The 8099-nt window shown below is 71.7% G+C and carries 9 protein-coding genes and 1 pseudogene; 5 read left to right on the top strand and 5 right to left on the bottom strand.

Going from position 1 to position 8099, the window contains the following annotated elements; translation table 11 throughout:
* Nucleotides 1-59: 59 nt before the first annotated feature.
* The 3 genes and pseudogenes from dut to Q0112_RS18645 all read left to right on the top strand — a co-directional run bounded on the left by dut (nt 60) and on the right by Q0112_RS18645 (nt 2748).
* Nucleotides 60-527, top strand: coding sequence for a dUTP diphosphatase (dut, locus tag Q0112_RS18655; protein WP_297977566.1), 468 nt, complete (start codon nt 60-62; stop codon nt 525-527).
* 14 nt (nt 528-541) lie between these two features.
* A pseudogene (locus Q0112_RS18650) lies at nt 542-1303 on the top strand (ThiF family adenylyltransferase); the annotation flags it as partial.
* Nucleotides 1300-2748, top strand: a complete 1449-nt coding sequence (locus Q0112_RS18645) for a TrkH family potassium uptake protein (RefSeq protein ID WP_297977565.1) — start codon at nt 1300-1302, stop codon at nt 2746-2748. The pseudogene Q0112_RS18650 and the gene Q0112_RS18645, both read left to right, overlap by 4 nt.
* A gap of 96 nt (nt 2749-2844) precedes the next feature.
* On the opposite strand, the gene proS is transcribed toward Q0112_RS18645, so the two are convergent.
* Both proS and Q0112_RS18635 read right to left on the bottom strand, forming a co-directional pair.
* On the bottom strand, nt 2845-4185 hold the full coding sequence (gene proS / locus Q0112_RS18640) for a proline--tRNA ligase (protein ID WP_297977564.1): 1341 nt from the start codon (nt 4183-4185) through the stop codon (nt 2845-2847).
* Nucleotides 4186-4264: 79 nt separating this feature from the next.
* Nucleotides 4265-4558, bottom strand: a complete 294-nt coding sequence (locus Q0112_RS18635) for a hypothetical protein (protein ID WP_297977563.1) — start codon at nt 4556-4558, stop codon at nt 4265-4267.
* Nucleotides 4559-4669: 111 nt separating this feature from the next.
* Here Q0112_RS18635 and Q0112_RS18630 point away from each other — a divergent pair, with 111 nt between their 5' ends.
* Nucleotides 4670-5086, top strand: coding sequence for a cupin domain-containing protein (locus Q0112_RS18630; protein WP_297977562.1), 417 nt, complete (start codon nt 4670-4672; stop codon nt 5084-5086).
* 83 nt (nt 5087-5169) lie between these two features.
* Nucleotides 5170-5919 carry an isoprenylcysteine carboxylmethyltransferase family protein gene (locus Q0112_RS18625; RefSeq protein ID WP_297977560.1) on the top strand — a complete coding sequence of 250 codons (750 nt, stop codon included), beginning with the start codon at nt 5170-5172 and terminating at the stop codon, nt 5917-5919.
* On the opposite strand, the gene Q0112_RS18620 is transcribed toward Q0112_RS18625, so the two are convergent.
* From Q0112_RS18620 to dapB, 3 genes are all read right to left on the bottom strand, one after another.
* The gene (locus Q0112_RS18620; RefSeq protein WP_297977559.1) at nt 5879-6802 is read right to left on the bottom strand and encodes a DMT family transporter; all 924 of its coding nucleotides are present in this window, start codon (nt 6800-6802) and stop codon (nt 5879-5881) included. The genes Q0112_RS18625 and Q0112_RS18620 overlap by 41 nt on opposite strands.
* 73 nt (nt 6803-6875) lie before the next feature.
* Nucleotides 6876-7085 carry a cold-shock protein gene (locus tag Q0112_RS18615; RefSeq protein WP_297977557.1) on the bottom strand — a complete coding sequence of 70 codons (210 nt, stop codon included), beginning with the start codon at nt 7083-7085 and terminating at the stop codon, nt 6876-6878.
* Between the two features lie 178 nt (nt 7086-7263).
* Entirely contained in the window at nt 7264-8085 is an 822-nt protein-coding gene (dapB, locus tag Q0112_RS18610) for a 4-hydroxy-tetrahydrodipicolinate reductase (protein ID WP_297977567.1), read from the bottom strand.
* Between the last annotated feature and the right edge of the window lie 14 nt (nt 8086-8099).

Genomic DNA, 8099 nt, shown 5'->3' with positions numbered 1-8099 from the left:
GAGCGCCTGGCCGACCGCATCGCCGACCGGATCGCCGGGGCGCCCGGGCGAGCGCCGCGATGAGCGTCGCCGTCGGCATCCGCCGCCTGCCGGGCCGCGACCCGGTGCTGCCGCTGCCGGCCTATGCGACGGCCGGGGCCGCCGGCATGGACGTGCAGGCCAACCTCGCGCCCGGGGACCGGGCCGGGGGCCTCGCCCTCGCCCCGGGCGCCCGGGCGCTGGTGCCGACCGGCCTCGCGCTCGAGATCCCCGAGGGCCACGAGATCCAGGTGCGCCCGCGCTCCGGCCTCGCCCTCCGCCACGGCCTGACCCTCCTCAACACGCCGGGGACGATCGACAGCGACTACCGGGGCGAGCTCGGGGTGATCCTCGTCAACCTCGGGCAGGCGCCGGTCACCGTGGCCCACGGCGAGCGCATCGCCCAGATCGTCCTCGCGCCCGTCTCCCGCATCCGCTGGCAGGAAGCCGAGGCACTGACCGCGAGCGCCCGCGGCGAGGGCGGCTTCGGCTCCACCGGCCGGGCATGACCCTCTCCCCCGACGAGCTGGCCCGCTACGCCCGCCACATCGTCCTGCACGAGATCGGCGGCCCCGGCCAGCAGCGCCTCAAGGCGTCCCGCATCCTCGTCGTCGGGGCGGGCGGCCTCGGCAGCCCGGCGCTCCTCTATCTCGCCGCCGCCGGGGTCGGCACCCTCGGGGTCGTCGACGACGACACGGTCAGCCTCTCGAACCTGCAGCGGCAGGTGCTGCACGCGACGGACGAGATCGGCCGCCCGAAGACCGAGAGCGCCGCCCGCGCGCTCCACCGCCTCAACCCGCACGTCGCCGTCGAGACCCACCCGCTCCGCCTCGACGCCGGGACCGCCGCCAGCCTCGTCCCGGCCTGGGACCTCGTCCTCGACGGCAGCGACAACTTCGCCACCCGCTATCTCGTCAACGCCGCCTGCGTCGCGGCGGCGCGGCCGCTCCTCTCCGCCGCCATGAGCCAGTGGGAGGGGCAGCTCTCGCTCTTCGACCCGGCGCGGGGCGGCCCCTGCTACCAGTGCCTCTTCCCCGAGCCGCCGGCGCCCGAGCTCACCCCGAGCTGCGCCCAGGCCGGCGTGATCGGCGCGCTGCCGGGCGTCATGGGGGCGATGATGGCGCTCGAGGCGATCAAGCTCGTCACCCGCGCCGGCACCCCGCTCCGCAGCGCGCTCCTCGTCTACGACGCGCTCCACGCCGAAACCCGCCGGATCCGCACCGCCGCCCGCCCCGGCTGCCCGGTCTGCGGCGGGAGGGGGCGCGAAGGCGTACCCCGGCCGTGATCGGCTTCCGCCCCGTCGGCTACATCATCGGCTGGCTGATCCTCGGCCTCGGCGGGCTGATGATCGTGCCCTTCCTCGTCGATCTCGCCCACGGCGATCCCAACGCCCGCGCCTTCGCCGTCGCCGCCATCCTCGCCATGCTGATCGGCGCCGCGACGGCGGTCGCCTGCGCCGAGGACCGCCGCGTCACCCTCTCGCTCCGCCAGGGCTTCCTGCTCACCGCCGGCTCCTGGGCGATCTTCCCCGCCTTCGCCGGCCTGCCGCTGATGCTCGGCGCGCCGCACCTCGGCTTCACCGACGCCTATTTCGAGTTCACCTCGGCGCTCACCACCACCGGCTCGACCGTCATCGTCGGCCTCGACCAGCTGCCGCAGGGGGCGCTCCTCTGGCGCTGCATGGTGACCTGGGTCGGGGGGATCGGCGTCATCCTCCTCGCGATGATCCTGCTGCCCGTCCTCAACATCGGCGGGATGCAGATGCTGAAGAGCGCCGACTTCAACACCCTCGGCAAGATCATGCCCGAGGCGCGCTCGATCGCCCTCTCGATCGGCTCCGTCTACGTCGTGCTGACGCTCGCCTGCACGCTCGCCTACCTCTGGGCCGGGATGCCGGGCTTCGATGCCGTCGCGCACGGCTTCTCCACCGTCGCGACCGGCGGCATGGCCAACCGTGACAATTCCTTCGCCGACTTCTCGCCCGCGGTGCAGTGGATCGCCACCGTCTTCATGCTGCTCGGGGCGATGTCCTTCAGCCGCTTCGTGCAGTTCGCCCGCGGCGAGCCGAAGGCGCTGTTCCAGGACAGCCAGATCCGCGCCTTCCTCACCATCTACCTCTGCCTCGCCGCCGGGCTCCTCGCCGCCCGGCTCCTCGCCTCGGCGCCGCTCAGCGTCGGCACGGTGCGCGAGGTGCTCTTCAGCCTCGCCTCGGTCATCACCACCACCGGCTTCGCCGCCACCGACTATTCGCTCTGGGGGCCCTTCGCCGAGACGATCTTCTTCTGCGCCATGATGATCTGCGGCTGCTCGGGCTCGACCTCGGGCGGGCCGAAGGTCTTCCGCTACCAGCTCCTGCTCGGCGCGGTGCACGGCGAGGTGCGCCGCCTGCACAGCCCGAGCACGGTCTTCACCCCGCGCTTCCAGGGCGTGGCGGTCACCGACGAGGTCATGGACTCGGTCATCGCCTTCTTCATGCTCTTCTTCCTCACCCTCGGCCTCGGGGCGGTCGCCCTCGTCCTGCTCGAGCTCGACCCGGTCAGCGCCATCTCCGGCGCCGCCGCCTCGCTCACCAACGTCGGCCCCGGCCTCGGCCCGGTCCTCGGCCCCGCCGGCACCTATGCGCCGCTCCCCGACGCGGCGAAGTGGGTCTGCTCCTTCCTGATGCTGGTCGGCCGCCTCGAGATCATGACCGCCTACGTCCTCTTCACCGTCGCCTTCTGGCGCGGCTAGAGAGGATTAACCTTCGTCAAAAGGTGGTAAACGCGGCGCCGATTCTCATTATGTACCAGCTAGTTGGCGAAAGCCCGCACTGTGCGGACGCATGCGCTACCGCACGCCGGCATAGATCCCGGCGAGCCGCGCCACCGCCGCCTCGGGCGACATCTCCTCGCTCTCGCCGGTCCGCCGCGAGGTGAGCTCGACCACGCCGCTCGCCAGGCCGCGCGGCCCGACCGTGACCCGCCAGGGCAGCCCGATGAGGTCCATCGTGGCGAACTTCGCCCCCGCCCGCTCGTCGCGGTCGTCGTAGAGCGGATCGAGCCCCGCCGCCCTCAGCCCGGCGTAGATCGCCTCGCAGGCCCCGTCGGCCGCCGCGTCCCCCTGCTTGAGGTTGACGATCCCGGCGTGGAAGGGCGTCACCCCCTCCGGCCAGACGATGCCCTTCTCGTCGTGGCTCGCCTCGATGATCGCCCCGACCAGCCGGCTGACGCCGATGCCGTGGCTGCCCATCTGCACCGGCACCCGCTCGCCGGCCTCGTTCACCACCAGGGCCTTCATCGGCTCGGAATACTTGGTGCCGAAGAAGAAGATCTGCCCGACCTCGATCCCCCGCCCCTCGACCCGCCGCTCCTCCGGGATCTCCGCGAAGGCCGCCGGGTCGTGCCGCTCGTCGGTGCGGGCGTAGGGGCCGGTCCAGGTCGCGACGATCTCGCTGACCTGCCCGCGGTCGTCGTAGTCGATCGCCCGGTCGCCGAGCGTCATGTCCGTCACCGCCCGGTCGTAGTAGACGGCACTCTCCCCGGTCGGGGCGAGCACGAGGAACTCGTGGCTGTGGTCCCCCCCGATCGGCCCGGTATCCGCCGCCATCGGGATCGCCTTCAGCCCCATCCGCTCGTAGGTGCGGATGTAGCTGACCATATGCCGGTTGTAGGCGTGGATCGCGTCTTCGACGGTCAGGTCGAAGTTGTAGCCGTCCTTCATCAGGAACTCCCGCCCCCGCATCACCCCGAAGCGCGGCCGCACCTCGTCGCGGAACTTCCACTGGATGTGGTAGAGCGTCAGCGGCAGATCCTTGTAGGAGGTGATCGCCGAGCGGAAGATGTCGGTGATGAGCTCCTCGTTGGTCGGCCCGTAGAGCATGTCGCGCTGGTGGCGGTCCTTGATGCGCAGCATCTCCGCCCCGTAGTCGTCGTAGCGCCCGCTCTCCCGCCAGAGATCGGCCGGCTGCAGCGTCGGCATCAGCAGCGGGATATGCCCGGCCCGCTGCTGCTCCTCGTGCACGATCTGCTCGATCCGCCGCAGCACCTTGTAGCCGAGCGGCAGCCAGGAATAGATCCCGGCGCTCGCCTGGCGGATCATGCCGGCGCGTAGCATGAGCCGGTGGCTCGCGATCTGCGCCTCGGCCGGCGTCTCGCGCAGGATGGGCAGGAAATACTTGGTCAGGCGCATGGCTGGCTGGGCTCCGGCTCTCTGGCCCCGCCGCTTTAGGCGAAGCGCCCCGACCACGCAATCCCGCGGCGCAAGCCCGCTAGCGTCGCGCCACCGCATGCGCCGCCTCGGGCGACAGCCCCTGCTCCCGGGCGGCCCGATACCTGCGCTCGGCCGCGACCGGCCGGTCCTTCTCCTCGTTCCAGGCCGGATCCTCGATCTTGATCCAGCGCGCGACCAGTCGCGCGACCGGCCAGGCGAGGATGGTCCCGGCGGCGATCGACCCGAAGATCGTCAGCCAGCCGCCGATGCCGAGGCTCAGGACCAGGATGATCGCTCCTCCGACGATGACGGCGTTGGCCATCATGTAGACGATGTGTCTCAGTCCGAGCATGGTTCACCTCCACCCGGCAAACGCCCGGAGCGCAGCTCCCGTTCCCATTTGCCGTTGGTCCGGGCCTGCGGCGGGCCTATGCTCTGAGAAGTGATCCCCGGAGGCCGAAGCATGGAACGTCCCGCGACACCGACCTGCCGTGTCCTGCGTCCGGGGAGGGACAGCTACGCCGGCAGGCAGGGGTTCACCTACACGGCCGGCGTCTCGACCGAGACGGTAGGGGCGCGCGGCATCTGCATGCACCTTCTCACCCTCCAGCCCGGCGAGCGGGCGCGGGCGCATCTGCACGCGAACCACGAGACGGCGATCTACGCGCTCGAGGGCGAGTCGGAGATGTGGTACGGCGACCGGCTCGAGCAGCATGCCGTCGTCCGTGCCGGAGAGATGGTCTACATCCCGGCCGGGCTGCCGCACCTGCCGGCCAACCGCTCCGGGGCGCCCTGTACGGTCGTCATCGCCCGCACCGATCCGAACGAGCAGGAAAGCGTCGTCCTGCTGCCCGAGCTCGACGGGCTCGTCCCCCGTTAGGCTGCGGCCCGTCAGGCGGGCGTCAGGATCGCTTGACTATGGCTGGCGCTGGCCGATTCTGCGTCGGCGGTGGGGGACATGACATGCTGCTGGACGTCAGGATGCGCGACAGCGGGGAGCGGCTGTTCCGGCGGCGGAGCTACGTGCTCCTCATCTTCCTGCCGCTGGTCGGCCTCGCGGTCTGGCGCGGCGAGCCGCTCGAGCGGGCGCTCGGGCACGGGTGGGGCGACCTCTACGAGGCGGCCTGCGTCGCCCTGGTGGCGGCGGGCCTCGGCCTGCGCGCCTTCACCGTCGGCTTCGTGCCGGGCAAGACGTCCGGGCGCAACACCGGCGGGCAGGTGGCGCGCGAGCTCAACACCACCGGCATCTACTCGCTGACCCGCAATCCGCTCTATCTCGCCAACTGCATGAGCTACCTGGGCGTGATGCTCTTCACCCAGGACCTGCTGCTGTCGCTCGCCTTCGGCTTCTTTCTCGTCGTCTACTACGAGCGGATCATCCTCGCGGAGGAGGCGTTCCTGCTCGCTAAGTTCGGCGACGCCTACCGCGCCTGGGCGGCCGAGGTGCCGGTCTTCCTGCCGCGGCTGCGCGGGTGGAAGCGGCCGGCGCTGCCCTTCTCGCTGCGCTCGGTGCTCCGGCGCGAGTATCCGGGCTGGCTGGCAGCGGTCTTCGCGCTGGCGCTGATCGACGTGCTGGCCGATCTCGGGACGGAGGAGCACCAGGGGCTGGCCGACGAGGCCTGGCTGCCGACGCTGGGCGTCTTCGCGCTCGTCTGGCTGTCGCTGCACCTTCTCAACCGCCGGACACGCCTGCTTCGGGTACCGGGCCGCTGACCTCCGCCGTCCGGCCGCGGCGCTGCTCGCGGTGGAGGGTGAAAAGGCCGGTCGCCACCACGATGGCGCTGCCGGCCAGCATCCAGGCGTCCGGCCACTCGCCGAACATCACGATGCCGAGCACGATCGCCGACAGGAGCAGCGTGTAGCGGAAGGGCTGCACGAAGCCGATCTCGCCCTGCCGCATGGCGACGAAGGCGGCCGTGTATCCGACGAGGAGGCAGAGGGCGGCGACGAGGAAGGCGCCCATGTGGCGCGGGGCGAGCGGCGCCCAGCCGGTCGCGGCGATGCCGAGGCCGGCGGCGACGGTCAGCGCGGCGGTGGTGACGAAGACGACGGCCATCGCGGGGGTGCCGGGGGACATCCGCCGGGTGCTGAGGTCGCGCATGACGACGAAGGCGATGGCGGCGACCGCCCAGAGGGCGTAGGCGTTGAAGTGATCGGTCCCCGGCCGGATGATGACGAGGACCCCGAGGAAGCCCACGGCGATGGCGAGATAGCGCCGCCAGCCGACCGGCTCGCCGAGGAAGAGCGCGGCGCCGAGCGTGACCGCCAGCGGCAGGCTCTGCATGATCGCCGTCGCGCCGGCGAGCGGCATGTTGAAGAGCGCGAGGAGGAAGCAGGCGGCGCCGCCGATCTCGCCGAGGCTGCGCATCGCGATGAGGCGCCCGTCGCGCCGGCCGGGGCGATAGCGGAGGCCGCCGGCCCGCCAGGCGAGGATGCCGATGAGCAGCGTCGCGATCAGACCGCGCATGAAGACGGCCTGAAAGAGCGGGATCTCGCCGGCCACGGTCTTCATGAAGGCGTCGTTGATCGAGAAGCCGATGCTGGCGAGGACCATGAAGCCCGCGCCCCGGACGTTCTCGGACCGCCCGGCCCGCATCTCCTGCCTCCGAAAAAGGAAGGGCCCGGCCACCCGCAGGGGGCGGCCGGGCCCGAAGTTCAATCCCCGGCGGTCAGCGCACCAAGGCGATCGAGCTGGCCGAGGCGCGGCCGTCGCGGCCGGTCTCGAGCTCATAGCTGATCTTCTGGCCGTCCGCGATTCCGTTCAGCCCGGCACGCTCCAGCGCCGAGACGTGCAGGAACACGTCCTTGCCGCCGCCGTCGGGCTGCACGAAGCCGTAGCCCTTGGTGGCATTGAACCATTTGACCGTTCCGGTCGCCATACGTCGTCTCTCCTTCAACAACCGCCCGCAGCATGCGGCGGCTCGGGTAGCGTCGGACCGGCATCGAAAGTCCGACGCGGCGGAAGTTCTGGCGGCAACCCTACCGAGGTGCGCCATTACGGTGATTCCGCCACAAAAACAAGCCTGCCGCAAACCGCCCTGCATAACGGCGTGTGGGTCAGCGGTCGGGAATCGCGGCCTCGGGGTCGTGGAGGCCGAGGACGTCGAGCATGCCATACTGGCCCGGCGGGCGGTTCTGGCCCCAGAGCGCGGCACGGACGGCGCCGCGGGCGAAGAGCTTGCGGTCGGTCGCGACGTGGCGGAGCACGATCCGCTCGCCCGGGCCGGCGAAGATGATCTCGTGCTCGCCGACGACGTCGCCGCCGCGCAGGCTCGCAAAGCCGATCGCCCCCTCGGCGCGCGCGCCGGTGATGCCGTCGCGGCCGCGCTCGGAGACGTCGGCGAGGTTGACGTGCCGTCCGGCGGCTGCCGCCTCGCCGAGCATGAGCGCGGTGCCGGACGGCGCATCCACCTTGGCGCGGTGGTGCATCTCGACGATCTCGATGTCGTAGTCGGGGCCGAGGGTCGCGGCCACCTTGCGGACGAGGACGGTGAGGAGGTTGAGCCCGACGCTCATGTTGCCCGCCCGAACGATCACCGCATGCCGCGCCGCCGCCGCCAGCCGCTCGAGGTGTTCGCGCTCGAGCCCGGTGGTGCCGATGACGTGGACGAGCCGCGCCTGGGCGGCGAGCTCGGCATGGGCGAGGACCGCCTCGGGGGTGGTGAAGTCGAGGACCGCCTGGCTGCGGGCGAAGACCGGGAGGGGGTCGTCCTCGACGACGAGCCCGAGGGGCGCGCCGCCCATCGCCTCGCCGAGGTCGCGGCCGATCCAGGGGTGGCCCGGCCGCTCGGTGGCGCCGGAGAGCCGCGCCCCCGGCGTCTCCTGCACGGTGCGCACGAGGATCTGCCCCATGCGCCCGGAGGCGCCGACCACCGCGATCCCGACCTCTTCCG

The sequence above is a fragment of the uncultured Amaricoccus sp. genome (assembly GCF_937858865.1).
In the GTDB taxonomy this organism is placed as follows: Bacteria; Pseudomonadota; Alphaproteobacteria; order Rhodobacterales; family Rhodobacteraceae; genus Amaricoccus.
This window is presented reverse-complemented; position numbering and strand designations above follow the sequence as displayed.

Excerpts from the sequence above, each read along its gene's own strand:
- Q0112_RS18625 (WP_297977560.1), top strand. The coding sequence starts at position 5,170 with ATGCTGCTGGACGTCAGGATGCGCGACAGCGGGGAGCGGCTGTTCCGG.
- proS (WP_297977564.1), bottom strand. The coding sequence starts at position 4,185 with ATGCGCCTGACCAAGTATTTCCTGCCCATCCTGCGCGAGACGCCGGCC.
- Q0112_RS18620 (WP_297977559.1), bottom strand. The coding sequence starts at position 6,802 with ATGCGGGCCGGGCGGTCCGAGAACGTCCGGGGCGCGGGCTTCATGGTC.
- dut (WP_297977566.1), top strand. The coding sequence starts at position 60 with ATGAGCGTCGCCGTCGGCATCCGCCGCCTGCCGGGCCGCGACCCGGTG.
- Q0112_RS18635 (WP_297977563.1), bottom strand. The coding sequence starts at position 4,558 with ATGCTCGGACTGAGACACATCGTCTACATGATGGCCAACGCCGTCATC.
- Q0112_RS18630 (WP_297977562.1), top strand. The coding sequence starts at position 4,670 with ATGGAACGTCCCGCGACACCGACCTGCCGTGTCCTGCGTCCGGGGAGG.
- Q0112_RS18615 (WP_297977557.1), bottom strand. The coding sequence starts at position 7,085 with ATGGCGACCGGAACGGTCAAATGGTTCAATGCCACCAAGGGCTACGGC.